Raw genomic sequence first — 23,638 nt, 5'->3', positions numbered from 1 at the left:
GATTTTTATCGGGGCCCTTTTTGTTTGTTAACCGCCTGCCAGTTTTACTTTTAGCCCTTTCGCCTCAAGTAATGTTTTGAGCAGGTCGCGCTTATCACCCTGAATTTCAATCACGCCATCTTTCACTGAACCGCCGCAGCCGCATTTCTTTTTCAGTTCTGCCGCCAGTTTTGCCAGTGATTCATCATCCTGATCGATGCCGGTAATCAGGCACACGCCTTTTCCTTTCCGCCCGCTGGTCTGGCGTTGGATACGTACAATGCCATCGCCTTTTGGACGTTGCACAGCGGCCTTCGGTTCGTCGATACGACCGCTGTCGGTGGAGTACACCAGACGGCTATTGGAGTCGTTCATTACGCCCCCTTTTGCAGTGAGGCGTTAATGGTGCGCAATGTCATTGCCGGGTCTGCAGATTGCGTCACCGGGCGACCAATCACCATGTAGTCTACGCCCGCAGCCTGCGCTTGTTCAGGTGTCATAATACGGCGCTGGTCACCCGCTTCGCTGCCCACGGGGCGGATACCTGGCGTTACCAGTTTAAAGGCCTGCCCAAACTCTTGCTTGAAGCGTACCGCTTCCTGCGCCGAGCACACCACACCATCAAGGCCACAATCACGCGTCAGTTTTGCCAGTCTGGCGGCATAATCCGCAGGTGACAACGTCACGCCGAGATCCAGCAGGTCGCTGGCTTCCATACTGGTCAGCACGGTGACCGCAATCAGCAGCGGCGCATCTTTTCCGAATGGCAGCAAGGCTTCGCGCGCGGCGGTCATCATGCGGGATCCACCGGATGCATGGACGTTCACCATCCAGACGCCCAGCTCTGCCGCTGCCGCAACGGCATGGGCGGTGGTATTCGGGATATCATGGAATTTCAGATCCAGGAAGATATCAAAGCCACGCTGCTGCAAATCACGCACGAACTGCGGCCCAAACAGCGTGAACATCTCTTTTCCAACTTTCAGACGGCAGTCGCGCGGGTCGATACGGTCGACGAAAGCGAGCGCTTTATCGCGGTTATCGTAATCGAGAGCAACAACAACGGGAGAGGATGTGACAATACGGGAAGAAGATGAAGCAGTAGACGTCATGACCAGACCTTCTTGTTGATGGGCGCCCGGCTATTCAGGCGCAGAAAAGGTAAACGGCGAGCATTCTACCTGCGAGTGCGCCAAATTGACAGGCACGATTCGCCCTGCTGACCATTGCACGCACGATGCTGAATCTGATAAGGGAACAAGCAAGGAGTATGTTGTAACTAAGATAGGTGTTTTTTTAAATATTACTGCCCGTCCAGGCCACGAATCGGCTTAACGGTGGACCATGCGCGGCAGGATGGACAATGCCAGTAAAGCGTATAGGCGGTGAAGCCACACTTCTGGCAACGGTAACGCGGTTTGCTGCGGATCTGCTCACCAACCATGTCTCGCAGCACCATCAGGCTCTCTTTCGCGCGCCCTTCTTCTGCTTCGTTGAGGTGATAATCCATCAGCTTATGGAAGACGCGCATCGTAGGATGACGCTGTAACTGGCGCGTCACGTAGGTTTGCGCGACGTCGCCGCCCTCACGCTGATCGAGCACCTGCGCCAGCATCAGTTCTGCGGCAGCACCGGTATTTTCCTCTACGCAGCGTTGCAGGAACGATTCCCACTCATCCGTTTTACCCAGCTGTTGATAGCAGGTTTGCAACATTTCCAGCGTTTCGCTGACCAGTTCTTTATCCTGATCGATGACGCGCAGCAGGCTTTCGCGCGCTTTCGCGTAATCGCCCTTCGCCATCCAGACGCGACCCATCATGATAGAAACACGCGCGCTCGACGGATCGGCAGATGCCCCCTTCTTCAGCAGCGTCATCGCCTTATCCATATCATCGTTGCCCATCTGTTGCAGGGCCAGCTCGCACCAGAAATGGGCGATTTCGCCACGATGTTTCTCTTTGCCGAGCTTCACCAGACGTTCGGCAACATCAATAGCCTTTTGCCAGTCGCTGGTCAGCTGTGCGATTTGCAGAAGTTGTTGCAGTGCGCTGATACGGAAATCCGTTTCATCCACCAGTTGGCTGAACATATCTTCCGCGCGGTCATACAGCCCGGCAGCCATGTAGTCCCGGCCCAGTTGTTGCACTGCCAGCAGGCGCTGATCGTAGGTCAGCGAGGCGCTTTCCATTAAGGTTTGGTGAATACGGATGGCGCGGTCAACCTCGCCGCGTGAACGGAACAGATTGCCGAGCGTAAGGTGAGCTTCAACGGTGCCAGTATCCTCTTTTAACATATCGAGGAACAGGTCAACCGCTTTGTCTTGCTGGTTACTCAAGAGAAAGTTAACCCCTGCCACATAATCTCGTGACAAACGGCTCGCTTCGTCCTGTTTGGACTGTTGTGCACTTCTGCGCCCCATATACCAACCATAAGCTGCGGCAACGGGTAAAAGCAGAAACAACAACTCCAGCATAAATCGTTATTCCTTCGCTACTGGCACAGTCGGGTTAACGGACGGCACACTCTCAGGCGCAATCTGATTTTCCAGACGTTTAATTTTACGTTCTGCACGCAGCAGAGAAACACGCACGCGCAGCCAGAACAGGCCACAAACCAGCCAGCCTATCGCAAAACCTACGGCAAACAATACCGCCAGTAATGTTGAAATTCTGAACTCGCCCTGCGCCAATAAGTAATTAAAGGTCACAAGCTGATCGTTTTGCGCGCCCAGCGTCACTGAAATGACAAAGACCGCTAACACCAATAAGAAAATGAGAAAATATTTCACACGACGTCCCGTTATGTGGCTTTGGCTGATAAATCCTGTTTAATCTATCGCATCCAGCCTTATAAAGTATCATTTTCGCCACGCGGACGAAATGGAAAAGCACACGGCCAGTTCAGGATTTGAGGGTTAAAGGGGGCAAAATCAACCCTGACTCAATTTTCCTGCTCGCGTTTGCGAATTTCCCGCGCTTCTTCGCCAGGCGGTGACAGCGGGCCGCATATTTTTTGAGCAAGCCAGGTCGCCACCGTCACCAGCAGCCAGGACATCAACGTTGCCGCCACTAAATCGCGTGGCCAGTGCATCCCTAACAGCAGGCGACTGCCCATGACCGCCGTTGCCCATACCAGCAAAATCGCGATGGTGAACGTGCGTCGACGCGGCCACAGCAGGCCCACCGCCAATAGTGCCCAACTGGCCGCAAACATGGTATGCCCTGACGGAAACGCGAACCCGGTCTCTTTTTGCCAGTGTTTGCGTAAGAACGACGGGATATCCTGTTGTTGTGCAAGCTGTTCTTTAACCAGTGCGCCGCGATCCTTACGTTTTAAAGTGTAGAACTCATCAACGGGAATATGGTGCGTTTTTTCCAGCCAGATAACAAAAGGCCGTGGTTCCTGCGCCATACTCTTCACCCAGGATTTCGCGCCCTGCCCGATCATTATCGCCCCGGCAAGGATCGCAAAAAGCATGATTGCCGGACGCAGACGAAAGCGCAAACACCATAAAAACCAGCCAAATAGCACGACATGGGTGATAATTCCCCACGGCTGGGTAACCGTTTCCGTAACCCAATACAGCGCTTTTAGCCATACTTCTGAATGGCCCGGCTGCCAGGCCCAACCGGAGATCCAGACTGCGAGCGGCATCGCTAACAATACGGCGGCCCCCACGGCGGTTCGTCTGGCAATTGTTAGCATAACGGCTCCTTTGTCTCTGAATCCTCAATAATAACCGAATAATAACATAACGGCGAAACTGGCAAAATTGTGCGCTTTAACAGCAGTCACTTGCGCACCATTAGGTGAACCAAAGCACGTTGTGGCAAAATACACAAAACAGAAAGCGCTAATGGCGCTGACATAATCTGGAGAATCACATGCAGCTTAAACGTGTGGCAGAAGCCAAACTGCCAACCCCCTGGGGCGATTTCCTGATGGTGGGCTTTGAAGAACTGGCAACCGGGCAGGATCATGTCGCCCTGGTATTTGGTGACATTTCCGGGCAAACGCCGGTACTGGCACGCGTTCACTCCGAATGTCTGACGGGCGATGCGCTCTTTAGCCTGCGCTGTGATTGCGGTTTCCAGCTTGAAGCCGCCCTGACGCACATCGCGGAAGAAGGCCGTGGCATTCTGCTTTATCATCGCCAGGAAGGTCGTAACATCGGCCTGTTGAATAAAATTCGCGCCTATGCGTTGCAGGATCAGGGCTACGACACCGTTGAAGCCAACCACCAGCTTGGCTTCGCTGCCGATGAGCGTGACTTCACGCTGTGCGCAGATATGTTCAAGCTGCTGGGCGTGGACGAAGTGCGTCTGCTGACCAACAACCCGAAAAAGGTTGAGATCCTGACCGAAGCGGGCATCAACATCGTTGAACGCGTCCCGCTCATCGTCGGGCGTAACCCGAAAAACGCCTACTATCTCGATACCAAGGCGGCCAAGATGGGCCACCTGTTGAAAGAAGAATAAACATCAAGCCCGCCAGCCACCCTGGCGGGCTTTTTTACAGCGAAATATTTTCCTGCGTTTCACCATCAAAAATGTGGCATTTGTCCATCTCAAAGCGGAACCACACCTGCTGCTGTAACCCATTGTCGATAATCGGTTTCGCGGCATCGGAAGCGATACGCGCCGTCAGTTCAAACTCACCAACCTGCAAATAAAGAAAATATTCGTGCCCCATGTTTTCAATACGGATTAACTTCCCTCGCCCGCAGCTTGTATCGAACGGCGCTGTCGACACATCCACATATTCCGGGCGAATACCGAAATACACCTCTTTATCCACATAATGCGCCACTTTACCCTGCTGGCTGGCGTTCAGGGCCAGTAAATCCTCGCCAACAGTGATATGTAAGCCATCATCGCGACGCACGATTTTCGCCGGTTTGATGTTCATTTCCGGTGCGCCAATAAAACCCGCGACAAACATGTTTTTCGGTTTGTGGTACAGGTTATCCGGCGTATCCACCTGCATGATGTGGCCCAACTTCATGACGCAGATACGGTCGCCCATGGTCATCGCTTCGGTTTGATCGTGGGTGACGTACACGGTGGTCGCCGGCTTACCCGATTTTTTGAGCTGCTTATGGAGGTCTGAAATACGAATACGCATGGAGGCACGCAGTTTGGCATCGAGGTTTGAGAGCGGCTCATCGAACAGGAATACGTCCGGTTTTTTGACAATCGCACGCCCTACCGCCACACGCTGCGCCTGACCGCCGGAGAGCTGACGCGGCAAGCGATCCAGCAGATCTTCCAGCTCCAGCAATTTGGCGGCATCTTCAACCTGTTGATTGATTTGTTCTTTCGGCAGTTTGCTCAGTTTCAAACCAAACGCCAGATTTTCCCGCACGGTCATGTGCGGATAGAGTGCGTAATTCTGAAACACCATCGCAATACCGCGCGCTTTTGGCGGCAGATTGTTCACTACGTTGTCACCGATACGAATTTCACCGCCGCTGATGGTTTCCAGCCCGGCGAGCATACGCAGGGTCGTGGATTTCGCACAGCCGGAGGGGCCAACAATCACCATGAATTCACCGTCGGCAATGTTCAGGTCGATACCATGTACCGCTTTGAAGCCGTTGGAGTACACCTTTTCCAGTTTATTAAAAATCACTTCAGCCATGATATTCCCTCTTAGCCTTTAATTCCGCTGCTGGATACGCCCTGGACGAAGTAACGCTGCGCCAGGAAGAACACAATGATAGATGGCAGAATGGAGATGCTCGCCATTGCCAGAATTTCGTTCCATGGTGCCCCTTCCGTAACGTCGATGGACATTTTCAGCGCCAGTGCAATCGGATATTTATCCACGCTGTATACGTAAATTAACGGGCCGATAAAGTCGTTCATCGACCACATAAACTGGAACAGTGCGACCGAGATAATCGCTGGTTTCAGAATCGGCACCAGCACATACCACAGCACCTGCCAGGAATTACAGCCGTCAATCTGTGCGGCTTCTTCCATATCACGCGGTACACCGCGCAGGAACTGCACCAGCATAAAGACGAAGAACCCCTGCGTGGCGAACGCGGTTGGCAGATAAAGCGGCAGATAGCTATTCAGCATGCCCATTTCCCGGAACATCAGATACTGCGGAATCAGCAGCACGGTGCTCGGCAGCAGCATGGTGGCGATGAGCGTGGCAAACCAGAATTTCTTCCACGGGATCTCAAAACGTGCAAAACCGTAAGCCACAATGGTGGAAGAGATAATGGTCAGTATCACCTTCGGGAGTACGTACTTAAAGGTGTTAATCATGTAGTGACCGAAGTGATATTCCGTACCCGTTTTCCAGCCATTGATAAACCCATCCCAGGTGGCATGTGTTGGCCAGAGATTCAGGGTGGTGAAAATTTCGCTGTTCGGTTTGAAGGCCGCAGAAAACATCCACACCAGCGGGTAAAGCATCAGCAGGCCGACCAACAGCAAAATCAAATAGCGAATATTACGGCTGATTTTTTCGCGGCGGAGCGTACGTGCGACTTCGCTCTGCGCATCCTGTGCAGTTGCCGTCATGATATGTTGTTCACTCATTTTTGCCTCCTTTATCCGCCGAGTAGAAGACCCAATATTTCGATGACTTAAAGGCCAACAGCGCAAAGATGGCCACCAACAGGAACAACACCCACGCCAGCGCCGCGCCATACCCCATGTCGAAATACTTGAAGGCGGTATCGTAGATGTAGAGCGAAAACAGGTAGGTATAGTAGGTTGGGCCGCCGCCGGTGATGACAAACGGCGCGGTAAATTCCTGGAATGCGCCGCTGGTTTGCATAATGAAGTTGAAGAAAATGACCGGTGTAATCAGCGGCACGGTAATTTTCAGGAACATTTGCCACTTAGTGGCACCGTCGATCATCGCCGCTTCGTATTGTGACTGCGGCACGTTTTGCAGTGCCGCAAGGAAAATAACCATTGAAGAACCAAACTGCCAAACGCTGAGCAGCGTTACAGAGAACAGCGCCAGCGGCGGTTCACCCAACCAGTTGATGGGATCAAGGCCAAATAGACCAGTAAAGCTGTTCAGCAGGCCGTCGATAGCAAACAGCGCACGCCACAGCACGGCAATAGCGACCGAGCTGCCGAGAATAGAAGGAATGTAGTACGCCGTGCGGAAGAAACCAATGCCGCGCAGTTTAAAGTTCAGCACAAAGGCAATGAACAACGAAAACATGAGCTTCAGCGGGATGGTAACGAACACATATACAAAAGTGACCGCGAGAGATTTCCAGAATAACGGGTCCTCCGTGACCATATAACGGTAGTTTTCAATACCGTTAAACTCAGGAGGACTCATCAAATCATATTGCGTAAAGCTCAACAGAAAGGAAGAGACGAAGGGAAAGGCGGTAAACACCAACAATCCAATTATGTAGGGTGAGATCCATGCCAACCCTAGCCACTTATTTTCATTCATAACAGCCTCAGGACAAATAAATAATGCCGTATCATCCCGTAAAATTCATATAAACATCGCGATCGATATCACAGTCAAAATAATTAAGAAAACGCAAGCTGTGATCGGCATCAAAGCCTTGCCACACAAGGAATCAAACATAATTACCGTGAATGAATTAAAGCTCTAATCGTCCTTTACGCATTAATATAAAATATTTGCTAATAAAACTAATAAATCATAAATTTATTTTTACCAAAAACTAATAATATTAGTAATATAGGTAAAAAAAGCCCGACCACTTTCGTGTGTCGGGCTGTAGTGTTGACCGAATCAATCCAGCATATTACGAATTACGTAATGCAGGATCCCGTCGTTCTGGTAATACGTCAGTTCGGTTTGGGTATCGATACGGCAACGGCAGGCCAGCGTTTCTGTGGTGCCGTCAGCACGTGTCAGGGTCACCGGGATCGTGGCACCTGGCTTAAGCTGCTGTAAATCCGGGATATCAATCTTCTCTTCCCCGGTCAGCCCCAGCGACTGCCGCGTTTCACCCTGCGGAAACTCAAGCGGCAGAATCCCCATACCGATCAGGTTGGAACGGTGGATACGCTCAAAGGATTCGGCAATCACCACCCGCACGCCCAGCAAACGCGGCCCCTTCGCTGCCCAGTCGCGACTGGAACCCGAGCCGTACTCTTTTCCGGCGATCACCGCCAGCGGCGTACCCTGCTTCTGATACGCCATTGCCGCATCGTATATCGACATCACTTCCGAACCGGGCAACAGACGCGTCATTCCCCCTTCCACACCTGGCACCATTTCGTTTCGGATACGAATGTTGGCAAAGGTGCCGCGCATCATCACTTCGTGGTTACCGCGGCGGGAACCATAAGAGTTGAAGTCACGACGTTCAACACCGCGCGCCTGCAGGAAGCGGCCTGCCGGGCTGTCCGGTTTAATGCTGCCTGCCGGGGAGATGTGGTCAGTCGTGACGGAATCACCCAGCATCGCCAGGATTCGTGCGCCGTGGATATCCTCCACCGGCTTCGGCTGCGCTTCCATATCGTCAAAAAACGGTGACAGACGAATGTAGGTAGAGTCCTGCTGCCAGTTGTAAGTATCCGATTCGGTGACGGTAATAGCTTTCCACTCCGGTGTGCCTTCAAAGACTTCCGCATACTCTTTGCGGAACATCTCTGTAGACACCTGCTGCACAGCTTTAGCGATTTCCTGGCTGCTCGGCCAGATATCCTTCAGGTAAACCGGGTCGCCTTTCTGATCGTGGCCGAGCGGGTCACTTGCCAGGTTGACGTTCATATTACCCGCCAGCGCATAAGCCACCACCAGCGGCGGCGAGGCCAGCCAGTTGGTTTTTACCAGCGGATGGATACGCCCTTCAAAGTTACGGTTACCAGAAAGTACGGCCCCAACGGTCAGGTCGCCCTTCTTAATCGCCGTTTCGATGGGTTCAGGCAATGGCCCGGAGTTACCGATACAGGTGGTGCAGCCATAACCCACAAGGTTAAACCCGAGTTTATCCAGGTATGGGGTGAGACGTGCATGGGCGAGATAATCAGAAACGACTTTCGATCCCGGCGCCAGTGAGGCTTTCACCCACGGTTTCGGCTTCAGGCCCAGCTGTGCAGCTTTTTTCGCCAGCAGCCCTGCTGCCATCAGAACGCTCGGGTTGGATGTATTGGTACAGGAGGTTATGGCGGCAATTACCACAGCACCATCCGGCAACGGGATAGTGTGACCATTCAATGTGTATTCCACCGCCTGCTTATCTTTCTGGGCGACGTTCACTTCGAGCTCTGTCGCGGCGGCAAAGGCTTTAGGCACATCGCCCAGCGCAACACGATCCTGCGGGCGTTTCGGCCCGGCGAGACTCGCTTCTACCGTACCCATATCCAGCTCAAGGCTGCTGGTGAAGATCGGTTCATCACCCGTGTTGCGCCACATCCCCTGCGCTTTCGCGTAGGCTTCAACTAACGCAACCTGCTCGTCGCTGCGCCCGCTCAGGCGCATGTAATCGAGTGTAACGCCATCAATCGGGAAGAAGCCGCAGGTTGCGCCATACTCCGGTGACATGTTGGCGATGGTGGCACGATCTGCCAGTGGCAGAGAGTCCAGACCATCGCCATAGAATTCGACAAATTTCCCCACCACGCCGTGTTTACGCAGCATTTGCGTGACGGTCAACACCAGATCGGTGGCAGTAATACCTTCGCTGAGTTTGCCGGTTAACTTGAAGCCCACCACATCCGGTATCAGCATCGAAACCGGCTGACCGAGCATTGCCGCTTCTGCTTCGATTCCCCCAACGCCCCAGCCAAGTACGCCCAGGCCGTTAATCATCGTGGTGTGTGAGTCGGTGCCAACCAGCGTGTCGGGGTAAGCAATCCATTCATCGTTCTGTAACTCGCTCCAGACCGCTTTACCAAGATACTCAAGGTTGACCTGGTGACAAATTCCGGTACCCGGCGGCACGACACTGAATCGGCTGAACGCCTGCTGCCCCCAGCGCAGGAACACATAGCGTTCATGGTTACGTTCCATCTCCAGACGCACGTTTTCAGCGAAAGCATCGTCATCGCCAAAATGATCCACAGTAACCGAGTGGTCAATGACCAGGTCAACCGGCGAGAGCGGATTCACCTTCGCGGTATCGCCACCCAAACGCTTCACCGCTTCGCGCATGGCGGCCAAATCCACCACCGCCGGTACGCCGGTAAAGTCCTGCATCAAGACCCTCGCCGGGCGGTAGGCAATCTCCCGGTCGACATGGGCGGTTTTCACCCACCCGGCCAGGGCTTTGATATCTTCTTCAGTAACAGAATCCCCATCCTGCCAGCGCAGTAGGTTTTCCAGCAGGACTTTTAATGATTTGGGCAGACGGGAAATGTCACCCAGCGTGTTGGCTGCCAGCGGTAAGCTGTAGTAGTGATAGGTTTTATCTTGTGTGTGCAGCGCGTCCTTACTGGCTTCTCGTAGTGTTGACGACATAGCTCCTCCTTTATGCGTAACGGGACTTGCAATCCCCCTGACACTCCTCAGGGTACGCATTAAAGATAACACAAAGATGTCGTAACGTTTTGATAACAACTCTAATTGATAAAATTGGTGAGACTATTCGGAGAAATGAAAACGCCCGGCGCAACGACCAGGCGTGAGATAGCGGGAAGACGGAGAGAGTTACTCTGCGGGTTTATCGGCACAGCAGCCAGATAATTTGCCCCCAGAACAGAAGCGAAGCCGACAGCGCGCCCATCCATGACCAGTATTTCAAATTGTGATGCGTATTCATTTTGCGTACACCTTTTATGCAGGAGTGCATTCAGCCGACAATGTGCCGACAGACCGTTGCTGTGGTGTATTTAAAAGCCAGCGCCAATGCGGAAGGTAAGTTGGGCGAGCCACCCTGCTATTATTTTTTTTTACGCTCAGCAGGATTAAAGGACTCAATAAATTCACGTTGTTCTGGCGTCAATTCCCATGATTCAGGAATTTTGACCTTGTCGCGTTTCTCCGGCTGCGGCTTGGGCTGAGCAGGCCGGGAACGACTGGAGATGAACATCATCAACCCCAATACTTCCAGACAAGCAGTGCAACAACCACCCAAAACAGCGCAGAGCCCAGGAACACCGCCGTCCAGGCTTTTCGCTTCACGTGCGGATCGCGCTGTGGGCCTTTGGTTCCTGACGGCATCGACAACCTCTTACAATCGATATTACTTATCATTTTGGCACCAAACAATCGGTACGATTAATCATCACTGAGACAAATCCTAAATAAAATCTAGTCAAAAATCCAGTGCTTTCGCCAGCAAAACGGACGCATTTATTTAATCTTTTGACCAAAAATAAATAATTGAGCAGTAAAATTTGCCTTAAGGGGAATTCGTTTCTACTTTTATGCGCGCCGCAGCAATACATTAGACAAATTAATGAAAAACAGAGACGTATATTCTGAGTAAGAAGATGAGAATGAGGAGAGGACGTATTACGATTTAAACGGTATCCCCGCCAGGAGATACCGTTCAGAAGGTCAGAGAATTACTTCTCAGGCAATTTAATATCTTTGAACATCGCTTCGATGTCTTCATTCGATCGCAGCGCAACCGCCGTATCGACAACGTCGCGCGTTAAATGCGGCGCAAAGCGCTGGATAAAGTCGTACATATAGCTGCGCAGGAAGGTGCTGCGGCGGAAGCCTATCTTGGTGGTGCTATGGCTGAAAATACCGTCGGCATCCAGTTTCACCAGATCGGGATCGGAAACCGGGTCAACCGCCATGCTGGCAATCACCCCAACCCCCAGACCTAAGCGGACGTAGGTTTTGATAACGTCGGCATCGGTAGCGGTGAAAACTATACGCGGCGTCAGCCCGGCGCGGTTAAACGCGGTATCCAGCTCTGAGCGCCCGGTAAAGCCAAAGGTATAGGTTACCAATGGATATTGGGCCAGTTCTTCGATAGTCACCGACGTTTTCGATGCCAATGGATGCTCCGGCGTCACCACAATGGAACGGTTCCAGTGGTAGCACGGTAACATGACCAGATCGTCATACAGATGCAGCGCTTCTGTGGCGATGGCAAAATCCGCGTTCCCCTTCGAGACTGCTTCCGCAATCTGCGTCGGCGAGCCCTGATGCATGTGCAGAGAAACGCGCGGATAGCGCTCGATAAAGCCCTTAATCACCCCAGGCAGTGCATAGCGCGCCTGGGTGTGCGTTGTGGCGACGTACAATGAGCCTTTGTCCGGCCAGGTATGTTCGCCCGCCACCGACTTAATCGCATCCACTTTCGACAGCACTTCACGGGCAATGCGAATAATTTCCTGGCCGGCTGGCGTGACCTGCGTCAGATGCTTACCGCTGCGCGCAAAAATCTGGATACCCAGCTCATCTTCCAGCATTCTGACCTGCTTACTGATGCCCGGCTGTGAGGTGTACAAGCCTTCAGCGGTAGAGGAAACGTTGAGGTTATGGTTAACCACTTCAACGATATAGCGGAGCTGCTGTAGTTTCATGGTGCGATATCCGGTTGCGTAGTGATACGCTATTAAGACGATTTAATAATAAGAAAAGTGTTTGCTATAACCACTATATCATTTATAGCAAGTGTGTATAGATGGGAACAAAAAATAATAACGCGGTTATAAAAAAGGGCCGATGATCGGCCCTTTATGCGGTTTGTCACGTGACAATTATTTCTTCGCTTCGACCCATTTACCGTCGACAAAGAAGGCAGACCACCCGGTCGCTTTGCCATCTTTCTCGGAAGAAACATATTGCTGCTTCGTCTTACGGCTGAAGCGCACCATCGTCTTGTTACCTTGCGGATCTTCCTGCGGCGCATCGGCCAGATAACGCAGTTTCTCCGGCAGACGATCGCGGAATCGGAACAACTCTTCGACCAGCGGCGCGCGGGTTTCACGCGATTTCGGGAAGGTGTTCGCCGCCAGGAAGACCCCGGCAGCACCGTCACGCAGAACGAAGTAGGCGTCTGATTTCTCACACGGCAGCTCCGGCAATGGAACCGGATCTTCTTTCGGCGGCGCCACTTCACCGTTACGCAGGATCTTACGGGTGTTCTTACACTCTTCGTTAGTACACGCCATGTACTTACCAAAACGCCCCATTTTCAGGTGCATTTCAGAACCACATTTCTCACACTCAACGATCGGGCCGTCATACCCTTTGATGCGGAATTCACCCTCTTCGATCTCATAACCGTCACAGGTCGGGTTATTACCGCAAACGTGCAGTTTGCGTTTCGGATCGATGAGATAGCTGTCCATCGCCGTACCACACTTCTTGCAACGACGTTTTGCGCGCAGCGCGTTGGTTTCAGCGTCGTCGCCTTCCAGCACGTTCAACACTTCGTTTTCAGGCACCAGATTGATGGTGGTTTTGCAGCGCTCTTTTGGCGACAACGCGTAACCGGAGCAGCCCAGGAACACACCGGTGCTGGCGGTACGAATACCCATCTTGCGACCGCAGGTCGGGCAATCGATGCTGGTCAGCACCATTTCGTTTGGCTGCATGCCGCCCTCTTCTGGCGGTTTCTCAGCGGTTTCAAGCTGCTTGGTGAAATCACCGAAGAAGAGATCCAGCACCTGCTTCCACTCGGCTTCGTGGTTTGCCACGCGGTCGAGATGGTCTTCCATCTGCGCGGTAAAATCGTAGTTCATCAGCTCGCGGAAGTTTGCTTCCAGACGGTCGGTGACGATTTCGCCCATTTTTTCCGCGTAGAAACGACGGTTTTCGGTGCGCACATAGCCACGATCCTGAATGGTCGAAATGATCGACGCATAGGTGGACGGACGACCAATACCGCGTTTTTCCAGCTCTTTAACCAGTGAGGCTTCGCTAAAGCGCGCCGGCGGTTTGGTGAAGTGCTGAGCAGGCGTCAGTTCAACCAGCGAGAGTGTGTCCCCCTGATTAACCATCGGCAGCGTGCGATCTTCATCGCCTTTGCGCAGCGCAGGCATAACCTTCGTCCAGCCATCAAAACGCAGGGTACGACCGCGCGCCTTGAGTTTGAAATCACCCGCCTGCACCGTAAGCGTTGTGGAGTCGTATTGCGCCGGTGTCATCTGACAGGCAACAAACTGGCGCCAAATCAGCTGATACAGTTTTTGCGCATCGGCTTCCATATCTTTTAGTGATTCTGCCACCACGGAGACATCGGAAGGACGAATCGCTTCGTGCGCTTCCTGTGAATTCTCTTTGCTGGCGTACTGGTTCGGGTTCTTCGGCAGATATTTATCGCCAAAGTTATCGCTGATGTACCCACGCACCATGCTCACTGCGTCCTGGCTCAGGTTGGTAGAGTCGGTACGCATATAAGTAATGTGGCCCGCTTCGTACAGACGCTGCGCCATCATCATGGTTTTTTTCACGCCAAAGCCCAGACGCGTGCTGGCGGCCTGCTGCAGCGTAGAGGTGATAAACGGTGCGCCAGGCTTGCTGCTGGTCGGTTTATCTTCACGCTCAAGAACGCTGTAGCTCGCTTTTTCCAGCAAGCTAACGGCAGCCATTGTCTCGTCGCGATTTACCGGGCGGAAGGCTTTATCATTCTGATGCGTCACCTCCAGCGGTAACGCGTCGCCGCCCGGCGTAGTCGTATTGGCAACCACGTCCCAGAACTCTTCCGGCACAAAGGCTTTGATTTCGCGCTCGCGCTCAACCACCAGACGCACGGCAACGGATTGCACGCGGCCTGCGGACAAACCGCGGGCGATTTTTTTCCACAGCAGTGGCGACACCATATAGCCCACAACGCGGTCCATAAAGCGGCGCGCCTGCTGCGCGTTAACACGATCGATATTCAGTTCGCCCGGCTTTTCAAACGCCTGACGAATCGCATTCTTTGTAATTTCGTTGAACACCACGCGGCTATAGCGCGAATCATCTCCACCAATCACTTCCCGCAGGTGCCAGGCAATGGCTTCCCCTTCGCGGTCAAGGTCGGTTGCGAGATAGATGTGGTCGGCTTTTTCCGCCAGTTGTTTAAGTTCTGAAACTACCTTTTCTTTACCCGGGAGCACTTCGTAGTGCGCTTTCCAGTCATGCCATGGGTCAACGCCCATGCGATTAACCAGCGCGCCACGTTCATCCTTTTTAGGCTTTTTGGCCGTTTTGGTGGAGGCAGAGTCAGCGCTCTTTTTGGCGGCTGAGCCACTTGTCGGCAAATCGCGGATATGACCGACGCTGGACTTAACCACGTAGTCATGACCCAGATACTTATTGATCGTTTTGGCTTTTGCCGGGGACTCAACGATAACGAGAGCTTTACCCATATTCACCTTTACCTAATTTGATTCTTCCAGAATACATCGCACATTGAGTCACCTGTCCACTGGCGACAAGCCTTGTATGTTGCGGCGGTCTCAATGGATATCAACCCTTAAGCCACCCACTTCACATCCTGAAGCCAGGCGGTTGAGTTCACTGACGTTTTACCGCCAGGTGCTATAGCACGAAGAATTTTCGGTCGAATGTCAAGCAAATCTGTTGCCAGATTGCCGAAAGCGTCACACTGTACCTGATAAAATTCGTTACGCAACTTTATTAGCACGCATTTGTTAAACGCGCCAGAAAGGCAGGCACAGGCTAAAGCATAACTATAGCCCTGAAGTTTCAAGGGAGTATTTGCCCCGAGCGCGTGCCCGGCGTAAACTAGAGGAAGTTTTTCGAGGAGTAGAAAATGTCTGGTAATACACAACCCATCGATCGTCAAACTCTGCTTATTGAAGCAAACCGACTCATCCGTGAACATGAAGATACCTTAGCTGGCATCGAAGCCACGGGCGTAGAACAGCGCAATGGCGTATTGATATTCAGCGGCGAGTATTTCCTGGATGAACAAGGCCTGCCCACGCCGAAAAGCACGGCAGTATTTAACATGTTTAAATACCTTGCCCATCAGCTTTCCGAGAAATATCACCTGGTCGACTAACACACGTTGAGTCAGGCGATCTCACAGCCCGGCAGTGAGCCTACCGGGCTGTCCTGAGACTTACATCAACGGTTTTTGCCCCCGTTGCCACCAGCGCAGCAGCAGACGATCCGCACTTTCTGCCGCACTCCCGGTGAAACGGTCCATCATTTTCTTGCGCTGTTTATAACTCACGCTCATCACTTCGCGGTCTTTCATCAGGTTCAGCAGCAGTTCATCGCTGGTGCCCACTTCATCCACCAGCCCTTTCTCCTGCGCCTGTACGCCGTACCAGTGCTCACCGGTCGCCACGGCGTCGATATCAAGCGTGGGTCGCATCTCTTTAACGAAAGCCTTAAACAGATGATGAGTTTCGTTAAGATCTTCGCGGAACTTCTGTCGCCCCTCTTCCGTGTTTTCACCCAGCAGCGTCAGAGTGCGTTTGTACTGCCCCGCCGTGTGCAGTTCAATATCAATATCTTTATTTTTCAGAAAACGATGAAGGTTAGGAATTTGTGCGACCACGCCAATAGAGCCAAGAATGGCAAACGGGGCAGCGACAATTTTATTTGCCACGCAGGCCATCATATAACCCCCGCTGGCCGCCACTTTATCGACCGCCACCGTCAACGGGATCTGCTTATCACGGATGCGTTGCAGCTGAGACGATGCCAGGCCGTAACCGTGCACCACGCCACCAGGGCTTTCCAGGCGCACCACCACTTCATCTTGCGGCGTGGCGACCGTCAGCACGGCGGTGACCTCTTCACGCAGTGAAGCGACTTCATGTGCATCCATACTGCCTTTAAAGTCAATCACCCACACGCGCGGTTTGCCTGAAGGCGTTGCGTTGCCCTGTTTGGCCTTTGCTTTGGCCGCCTTTGCTTCAAGTTTGGCTTTTTTCTTTTGTTCTTTATGCCAGAGTTTTTGCTGCGGGCCGTCGAGCAGCGCCACCGCTAAATCCTCCTGCATCTCTTTATGTTGCTCGCTGAGATTGGTTACCCGCAGCTCTCCACGTTGCCGCTTGCGCTGTGACAAATTAATAATAAGTGCTGCAATTACAATGATTGCGACGACAACCGTCACGATCTTCGCCAAAAACAGGCCATATTGAAAAAGAATTTCCACGCTTTCACCTTGTACAAATCCACTGAATCTGCGCCCAGTGTACAACACCGTTTTCGCTACGTCTCATCCACGATTAAAGCCTGCGAGACGCTTTCAGTAATTCAAATTGGCTGATGAAATCATTGCAAATTGTTAATTTTCCGTTGTCTCTCCTCCTGGCTGATTGAAATAGTGGCGCGATTAGGGCATAAAGCCCAAAAGCCATGAAAAGAACACAGATTGTGGTAGCGAAAAGCCACAAAGGAGTCGTCGTGCACTACCAGCCCAAACGCGATTTGTTGCAAAACCGTATAATTCTGGTCACCGGAGCCAGTGATGGTATTGGTCGGGAAGCAGCCATCACCTACGCACGCTATAGCGCCAGCGTGGTTTTACTTGGTCGTAATGAAGAAAAATTACGCGCCGTCGCGCAAGAAATTGAAAACCATGGCGGGTTACCCGTACGTTGGTTTACGCTCGACCTGCTCACCTGCACACCACAGGATTGCCAGCAGGTAGCTCAGCAAATCAGCATGCATTACCCGCGGCTTGACGGCGTACTGCACAATGCCGGGCTGCTCGGCGACGTGGTGCCGATGTCTGAGCAGAAACCCGACGTCTGGCAGCAGGTGATGCAGGTTAACGTGAACGGTACCTTTATGTTGACTCAGGCCCTACTGCCGCTGTTGTTGCAGTCTGAAGCGGGCTCACTGGTCTTTACCTCTTCAAGCGTAGGACGCCAGGGGCGTGCTAACTGGGGGGCCTATTCCGTGTCAAAATTCGCCACCGAAGGCATGATGCAGGTGCTGGCTGAGGAGTATCAAAACCGCCTGCGCGTCAACTGTATTAATCCAGGCGGTACGCGAACCGGCATGCGTGCCAGCGCGTTCCCAACGGAAGATCCGTTAAAACTGAAAACACCTGCCGATATCATGCCGCTCTATTTGTGGCTGATGGGCGACGATAGCCGCCGTAAAACGGGGATGACTTTTGATGCCCAGCCAGGCCGTAAACCGGGGATTGCCCAATGAGTGATGAACGCTACCGTGAGCGCCAGCAGCGCGTGAAAGATAAAGTTGATGCCCGCGTCGCGGCCGCTCAGGAAGAACGTGGCATTGTGATGGTTTTCACCGGCAACGGGAAAGGAAAAACCACCGCTGCCTTTGGTACGGCGACGCGCGCCGTCGGGCACGGCAAAAAAGTGGGCGTTATTCAGTTTATTAAAGGTACCTGGCCTAACGGTGAGCGCAACTTACTGGAGCCCCACGGCGTCGAGTTTCAGGTGATGGCCACTGGTTTTACCTGGAATACGCAGGACCGTGAGAGCGATACTGCCGCCTGTATGGACGTCTGGCAACACGCAAAACGCATGTTGGCCGATACATCACTGGATCTGGTTGTGCTTGATGAGCTGACTTATATGGTGGCCTATGACTATCTGCCACTGGAAGAGGTACTGAGCGCGTTACGCCAGCGCCCGACGCACCAGTCAGTGATTATCACCGGTCGCGGCTGTCACCGTGATATCACCGAGATGGCCGATACCGTCAGCGAACTGCGTCCGGTGAAACATGCGTTTGACGCGGGGATAAAAGCGCAGATCGGCATCGATTATTAAACGAAGAAATGCCGGAAAGATTCACCTTTCCGGCATACGGCTTAGAACGAAACGGTTACGCCTGCGTAGTACGCGCGGCCTGGTTCGTTGTAGGTGGATGCACCGTCGTTTTCACGATAAACCCGTTTATCAAACAGGTTGTTGATCCCGGCATTGGCGCGCAGGTTTTTGGTGATGTCGTAATTGACGTTCAGGCCGAAAATAGCGTACGGACTGATTTCGCGGTTCGACATCTCGCCCGCTTCATTACGGATCTCCGCATTCTGGCGCGGCTTCTGACGACCATACTGCGTCCAGCTTAACGTGGTATCCAGTTTGTCAGTGACCTGCCAATCAAGCTGCGAGTTAATGGTAAATTCCGGTATAACCGAGAGTGGGTTACCGGTTTTTTTGCTCTCCGAGCGGAACATGTAGGTCGCGTTGGTACGCCATTCAAGGACATCACGCAGCACAGGAATAGTCAGGTTCCCTTCCAGACCTTCAACGATCGCTTTACCGCCGTTTTCCCAGCGCAGGATATTGGCGCCATTTGAGGCGTAACCTACCACGTCATCCCCGGCCACGATTTTGTTTTTATAATCGTTGCGGAACCAGGTCACCCCTGCCGCATAGCCGTTGTCATGGAACTCAATCCCCACTTCTTTGTTCACGCTGATTTCCGGGTCAAGGTCTTCGTTACCTAACAGGAAGCAGCTACCGGTACTCACCCCGACCGGGCAACCATTGCCACGCGTGGAGAGCAGATATCCCTCAGTAGATTGATAGAGGTTTGGCGCTTTAAACGCACGCGCGATCCCCGCTTTCAGAGTGAACATATCGCCTAATCCTTGCGAAATATTCAGGCTCGGGCTCCAGTTGGCTCCAAAAGTGTCGTGATAATCAAAGCGCAACCCCGGCAGAATCTGGGTACTGTCCGTCGCGGCGATGTTATCTTCAAAATAGAGGGAGCTAATCGTCGCGCTGTTTTTACTGCTGCGGTCGCTGGCACTGCCGGAAACGTTGCCTACAGTAACGCCTGCGCTATCCGTGGCGGTCATTGATGCCGGATCGTTTAACTCGTCGCGGTTCCACTCTGCGCCCAGCGTAACAGTTTGATCGACCAGCAACTGAAGCGGGAAGTTCACTTCGCCACCCGCACGATAGCTTTCAAGACGGCTGGTTGAATAATCATCACTGTTGATCATCCCTTCCACTTTGCCGGTGGAACCTTCATCCAGACGCGTGTTGTTGGTTTTTTCGTAGTTGAAGTTGAGTTTAGATGTTCCCCAGTCCCAGATGCCGTTGTAGGTAATGCCGTAGTTCTGGCGGTACATGCGGTTGGTTTCGTCGCCATACAGCGTCTGAATTAATCCGCCCGGGCTGACGTTGCTGTTGCTGTACTGGGTATCACCCGCGTAGATATTCCCCTGCCGGCTGTAGCCATAGCTGAAATCGACAATTTGCAACGGGGTAATTTTCCACGACACCACCGCGTTAATATCTTTATTGCGCACGCCTTCACGCCCCGCAGCGGCAGAACCGTTCTGGGCTGTATTGATATCATAGGCATCAGCATCAGTTTTGTTCAGGTTGCCATACAGACGCATGGTCAGCGCATCACCGGCCAGCGGGCCGCTCAGGTTGAAGTTAGCACGTTTGGTCGCACCTTCTTTACTGTCTTCCGGCTGGTTGGTGAACAGAGAGAGCGAGCCGTGCCAGTCATTCGTCGGACGTTTGGTGATGATATTCACCACCCCGCCCGCCGCACCAGAACCATAGCGCGCCGCCGCCGGGCCACGAATCACTTCGATGCGCTCGACCATTTCCGCCGGAACCCAGTTGGTATCACCGCGCGTGTCACGTTCTCCGCGCCAGCTGTAGCGCACAGAGTTACGTGATGTCACCGGCACACCATCAACCATAATCAGGGTATTTTCCGGCCCCATGCCACGGATATCGATCTGGCGGTTATTACCACGGCTGCCGCTGGCGCTGTTCCCTGTCAGGTTAACACCGGGCATTTTGCGGATGATGTCGGAAAGGTCGTTCACCGGCGGGCTTTTCTGGATATCTTCAGCGGTGATGGTCGAGACCCCCGGCTGCTGCTTGAGTTCCTGCTCAGCGGTAACAATCATGGTTTCGTTATCGGCAAGCGGTTCTGTTGGCTCTTCATTGGCGGCCCACGCAGTGGTGCTCAGCAGGCTGGCTAAAAAGAGGGCAATTGGTTTTTTGCGTGTTGTTACAGAAATATACATTCCATCATTCCCTGTCATGAAGCATAAAATCAAGTGCGCATACTAATGATAATTATTCGTATTTCACATATGATTCATGGAATCTCCTCCACATCTCCTTTTTTGACTATAAAACAATCAATTCGGCAGATTTTGTGAAGGTGGAATGTCAGGCACAAAAAAACCGGGCGAACATTGCTGTTTGCCCGGCTTGATAATCAGGAGGTTGATTAACCGTTGCTGCGGCTTCCCCCGCCACGGCGCGGGTTGCTCACCTGGCTATGGCGTTTCACCGCACGGCGAATCTGATTCGCCTTCATGCGGCGTCTGTCTTTCTCAACGGCCACTTTCGATGCGGTTTCAGGCGGCAGTTCAACCAGCTCACGCAGGTAGTTGGTCTGCGCCAGATCCAGTTCGGTATAGCCGCCGCGCGGCAGGCCTTTTGGCAATGGAATATCACCGTAGCGAACGCGGATCAAACGGCTCACCTGCACGCCAACGGCTTCCCAGAGACGACGCACTTCACGGTTGCGGCCTTCCGTCAGCGTCACGTTGTACCACTGGTTGATGCCTTCGCCACCGGTAAATTTGATGGTTTTAAACGCCGCCGGGCCATCTTCAAGCTGTACGCCGCGGGAGAGCTCACGGACTTTGCTGTCATCGATCTGGCCAAACACGCGGACAGCGTATTCACGCTCAACTTCGCGGCTTGGGTGCATCAGGCGGTTTGCCAGCTCACCGTCGGTGGTGAACAGCAGCAGACCGCAGGTGTTCACATCCAGACGACCAACGGCAATCCAGCGCGCACCACGCAGTTTTGGCAGACGATCGAATACGGTCGGGCGACCTTCCGGATCGTTACGTGTACAGAGTTCACCTTCCGGCTTGTAATAAGCCAGAACGCGACAAATTTGTTCTACGGATTCTTTAACGGAAATCAGATGGCCATCAATACGAATTTTGAGGCCCGGGATCACTTCAACGCGATCGCCCAGTTTAGCAATTTTGCCGTCGACGCTCACGCGCCCCGCTTCAATGATCGCTTCGATTTCACGACGGGAGCCGTGGCCAGCACGCGCCAGCACTTTTTGCAGTTTTTCGCTTTTATCGCTCATAGAGCTTCCTTCCGGTGTCGCCTTCACAGGCGTCTGGGTATACTTTCAAAAACAATGTGTTGAGTTTTTTTAAACCCTAACTCATTGAAAGGTATCTTTTACACGTAAAATGGCGCACCACGTGCGCCATAACAATAATTCGTGGCCGCGTATCTTACCTGAATTTCTGATGAAAAGATTCATCTGGTTTATTCACGCTCAGAGAAACGGCTTCACATCGCCCACACCTTCACGCAGTACCACCGGCGTGTCGTCAGTTAAATCAATCACCGTTGTCGGCTGTTGTCCCAGATAACCGCCATGGATAATTAAATCGACCACTTTTTCCAGACGATCTTTAATCTCTTCCGGATCGGATTCGGTAAATTCGCTGCCCGGCAACATCAGAGAGGTTGAGAGCATTGGCTCGCCTAATGCTTCAAGCAACGCCTGGGCGATAGGGTTAGACGGCACACGCATACCGATGGTTTTACGCTTTTCCTGCAACAGACGGCGCGGCACCTCTTTCGTCCCTTTGAGGATAAAGGTGTAATTGCCCGGCGTGTTGTTTTTCATCAGGCGAAACGCCACGTTATCGACGTAAGAATAGGTCGACAGTTCGGACAGGTCACGGCACATTAGCGTGAAGTTGTGACCATCTGGCAGATGACGAATACGGCAGATGCGCTCCATCGCGCCTTTATCTTCAATTTTGCAGCCCAGCGCGTAGCCGGAGTCGGTTGGGTAAACAATCACCCCACCTTTGCGCACGATTTCAACCGCCTGGTTAATCAGTCGCGCCTGCGGGTTATCCGGATGAATATAAAAAAACTGACTCATGCTTCCCTCTCAGTAGAATTCTGTGGCGTCTCGAAGCGTTGCCAGATGCCCTCTACCCCGGCGGGTAGCCACAGCTTACGGCCCAGTTCTATCCATGGGCAGGGCTGATGAAAATCAGAACCCTGCGAGGCCAGTAACGCATATTCACGGGCATAGGTTGCAAGCTGAGCGCGCTCGTGTGGCGCCTGCTGGCACTGCGCGACTTCCATCGCATCCCCCCCCTGTTCACTGAAGTGGGCCAGCAATCTTTTCAGCCACTTGGCCGACAGGTTGTAACGAGCCGGATGGGCCATTACCGCCACGCCGCCTGAATGATGAATGACATCAATAGCTTCCCTTATTGTACACCACTGTGGCGGAACGTATCCCGTTTTCCCACGTGCGAGATATTTTTTAAACACATCGCCAATGGTGTTCGCTTTTCCCTGCTCCACCAGGAAACGGGCGAAATGCCCGCGTGTTACAGCGCCGCCGTCGGCCAGGCGCTGTGCGCCTTCCAGTGCGCCGGGAATGTGGGCTTTTTCCAGACGTTCGGCAATCAACGCCGCCCGTTGGTTTCGCCGCGCTTTTTGCTGATTCAGGAAGGCCGTTAACGCTGGATGGTGAATATCAATATTCAGGCCGACGATATGAATTTCGTGATTTTCCCACAGTGTCGAAATCTCAACGCCGGTGATCAAATTCAACGCCAGCCCGGCGCGCGCGATCTCCGCCTGCGCCAGCGGGATACCATCGACAGTGTCGTGATCGGTGATCGCCAGCGTACCTACGCGCATCTCTCCGGCGCGATGTACCAGCGCTTCCGGCGTTAGTCGGCCATCGGAGGCGGTGGTGTGGCTGTGAAGATCGTAAATCACTGCATATGTTGTGTCGCTCAAAACGGCTCCCGTTGGGCTAATATTCGTATAAGACGACGCATCATAAC

23 protein-coding genes are annotated in these 23,638 nt (G+C 52.9%); 4 read left to right on the top strand and 19 right to left on the bottom strand.

What is annotated here, in order from left to right; genetic code table 11:
- Positions 1-27: 27 nt before the first annotated feature.
- The 5 genes from yciH to pgpB form a co-directional block, all read right to left on the bottom strand.
- A complete protein-coding gene (gene yciH / locus DBY68_RS16490; protein ID WP_108475610.1) occupies positions 28-354 on the bottom strand; it encodes a stress response translation initiation inhibitor YciH in 327 nt (108 codons plus the stop codon).
- Positions 354-1,091 carry an orotidine-5'-phosphate decarboxylase gene (pyrF, locus tag DBY68_RS16485; protein ID WP_108475611.1) on the bottom strand — a complete coding sequence of 246 codons (738 nt, stop codon included), beginning with the start codon at positions 1,089-1,091 and terminating at the stop codon, positions 354-356. Before pyrF ends, yciH begins: the two co-directional genes overlap by 1 nt.
- Before the next feature lie 191 nt (positions 1,092-1,282).
- Positions 1,283-2,452: a lipopolysaccharide assembly protein LapB gene (lapB, locus tag DBY68_RS16480; RefSeq protein WP_015964637.1), complete on the bottom strand. Its 1,170-nt coding sequence runs from the start codon at positions 2,450-2,452 to the stop codon at positions 1,283-1,285.
- Positions 2,453-2,458: 6 nt separating this feature from the next.
- Positions 2,459-2,767 (bottom strand): LapA family protein, encoded by a 309-nt coding sequence (locus tag DBY68_RS16475; RefSeq protein WP_108475612.1) that lies wholly within the window; start codon positions 2,765-2,767, stop codon positions 2,459-2,461.
- 152 nt (positions 2,768-2,919) lie between these two features.
- Positions 2,920-3,684 (bottom strand): phosphatidylglycerophosphatase B, encoded by a 765-nt coding sequence (gene pgpB / locus DBY68_RS16470; RefSeq protein WP_108475613.1) that lies wholly within the window; start codon positions 3,682-3,684, stop codon positions 2,920-2,922.
- Between the two features lie 179 nt (positions 3,685-3,863).
- Here pgpB and ribA point away from each other — a divergent pair, with 179 nt between their 5' ends.
- A complete protein-coding gene (gene ribA, locus DBY68_RS16465; protein WP_015964640.1) occupies positions 3,864-4,457 on the top strand; it encodes a GTP cyclohydrolase II in 594 nt (197 codons plus the stop codon).
- 34 nt (positions 4,458-4,491) lie between these two features.
- On the opposite strand, the gene DBY68_RS16460 is transcribed toward ribA, so the two are convergent.
- The 9 genes from DBY68_RS16460 to topA form a co-directional block, all read right to left on the bottom strand.
- Positions 4,492-5,619, bottom strand: coding sequence for an ABC transporter ATP-binding protein (locus DBY68_RS16460; RefSeq protein WP_108475614.1), 1,128 nt, complete (start codon positions 5,617-5,619; stop codon positions 4,492-4,494).
- An 11-nt stretch (positions 5,620-5,630) separates the two neighbouring features.
- The gene (locus DBY68_RS16455) at positions 5,631-6,533 is read right to left on the bottom strand and encodes a carbohydrate ABC transporter permease (RefSeq protein WP_108475615.1); all 903 of its coding nucleotides are present in this window, start codon (positions 6,531-6,533) and stop codon (positions 5,631-5,633) included.
- Positions 6,526-7,416, bottom strand: a complete 891-nt coding sequence (locus DBY68_RS16450) for a sugar ABC transporter permease (protein ID WP_108475616.1) — start codon at positions 7,414-7,416, stop codon at positions 6,526-6,528. Before DBY68_RS16450 ends, DBY68_RS16455 begins: the two co-directional genes overlap by 8 nt.
- Before the next feature lie 312 nt (positions 7,417-7,728).
- Entirely contained in the window at positions 7,729-10,404 is a 2,676-nt protein-coding gene (acnA, locus tag DBY68_RS16445; RefSeq protein ID WP_108475617.1) for an aconitate hydratase AcnA, read from the bottom strand.
- A 202-nt stretch (positions 10,405-10,606) separates the two neighbouring features.
- Positions 10,607-10,705 (bottom strand): small membrane protein YmiC, encoded by a 99-nt coding sequence (gene ymiC / locus DBY68_RS23115; protein ID WP_229837649.1) that lies wholly within the window; start codon positions 10,703-10,705, stop codon positions 10,607-10,609.
- A gap of 120 nt (positions 10,706-10,825) precedes the next feature.
- Positions 10,826-10,978, bottom strand: coding sequence for a hypothetical protein (locus DBY68_RS22925; protein ID WP_158529121.1), 153 nt, complete (start codon positions 10,976-10,978; stop codon positions 10,826-10,828).
- Positions 10,978-11,139: a YmiA family putative membrane protein gene (locus DBY68_RS16440; protein WP_108475618.1), complete on the bottom strand. Its 162-nt coding sequence runs from the start codon at positions 11,137-11,139 to the stop codon at positions 10,978-10,980. Before DBY68_RS16440 ends, DBY68_RS22925 begins: the two co-directional genes overlap by 1 nt.
- Before the next feature lie 314 nt (positions 11,140-11,453).
- Positions 11,454-12,428 (bottom strand): HTH-type transcriptional regulator CysB, encoded by a 975-nt coding sequence (gene cysB / locus DBY68_RS16435; protein WP_015964648.1) that lies wholly within the window; start codon positions 12,426-12,428, stop codon positions 11,454-11,456.
- A 177-nt stretch (positions 12,429-12,605) separates the two neighbouring features.
- Entirely contained in the window at positions 12,606-15,203 is a 2,598-nt protein-coding gene (gene topA / locus DBY68_RS16430; RefSeq protein ID WP_108475619.1) for a type I DNA topoisomerase, read from the bottom strand.
- 407 nt (positions 15,204-15,610) lie between these two features.
- Between topA and DBY68_RS16425 the strand changes: the two genes are divergently transcribed.
- Positions 15,611-15,862, top strand: coding sequence for a YciN family protein (locus DBY68_RS16425; protein WP_015964650.1), 252 nt, complete (start codon positions 15,611-15,613; stop codon positions 15,860-15,862).
- Positions 15,863-15,922: 60 nt separating this feature from the next.
- Here DBY68_RS16425 and sohB read toward each other — a convergent pair whose 3' ends face one another.
- A complete protein-coding gene (sohB, locus tag DBY68_RS16420) occupies positions 15,923-16,969 on the bottom strand; it encodes a protease SohB (RefSeq protein WP_015964651.1) in 1,047 nt (348 codons plus the stop codon).
- Between the two features lie 251 nt (positions 16,970-17,220).
- Between sohB and DBY68_RS16415 the strand changes: the two genes are divergently transcribed.
- On the top strand, positions 17,221-17,979 hold the full coding sequence (locus DBY68_RS16415) for a YciK family oxidoreductase (RefSeq protein ID WP_108475620.1): 759 nt from the start codon (positions 17,221-17,223) through the stop codon (positions 17,977-17,979).
- Positions 17,976-18,566 (top strand): cob(I)yrinic acid a,c-diamide adenosyltransferase, encoded by a 591-nt coding sequence (gene cobO, locus DBY68_RS16410; RefSeq protein WP_108475621.1) that lies wholly within the window; start codon positions 17,976-17,978, stop codon positions 18,564-18,566. Before DBY68_RS16415 ends, cobO begins: the two co-directional genes overlap by 4 nt.
- Before the next feature lie 41 nt (positions 18,567-18,607).
- Here cobO and DBY68_RS16405 read toward each other — a convergent pair whose 3' ends face one another.
- From DBY68_RS16405 to rnm, 4 genes are all read right to left on the bottom strand, one after another.
- Positions 18,608-20,800, bottom strand: a complete 2,193-nt coding sequence (locus DBY68_RS16405; protein ID WP_108475622.1) for a TonB-dependent siderophore receptor — start codon at positions 20,798-20,800, stop codon at positions 18,608-18,610.
- 209 nt (positions 20,801-21,009) lie between these two features.
- Positions 21,010-21,894, bottom strand: coding sequence for a 23S rRNA pseudouridine(2605) synthase RluB (rluB, locus tag DBY68_RS16400; protein WP_015964655.1), 885 nt, complete (start codon positions 21,892-21,894; stop codon positions 21,010-21,012).
- A 198-nt stretch (positions 21,895-22,092) separates the two neighbouring features.
- Positions 22,093-22,713: an L-threonylcarbamoyladenylate synthase gene (locus DBY68_RS16395; protein WP_108475623.1), complete on the bottom strand. Its 621-nt coding sequence runs from the start codon at positions 22,711-22,713 to the stop codon at positions 22,093-22,095.
- Positions 22,710-23,591, bottom strand: coding sequence for an RNase AM (gene rnm / locus DBY68_RS16390; RefSeq protein ID WP_108475624.1), 882 nt, complete (start codon positions 23,589-23,591; stop codon positions 22,710-22,712). The genes DBY68_RS16395 and rnm overlap by 4 nt, the downstream gene beginning before the upstream one ends.
- Between the last annotated feature and the right edge of the window lie 47 nt (positions 23,592-23,638).

Source organism: Pseudocitrobacter sp. RIT415, from assembly GCF_003057695.2.
GTDB lineage: Bacteria > Pseudomonadota > Gammaproteobacteria > Enterobacterales > Enterobacteriaceae > Pseudocitrobacter > Pseudocitrobacter faecalis.
The sequence above is the reverse complement of the archived record's forward strand: the minus strand, read 5'-3'. Positions and strand labels throughout refer to the sequence as shown.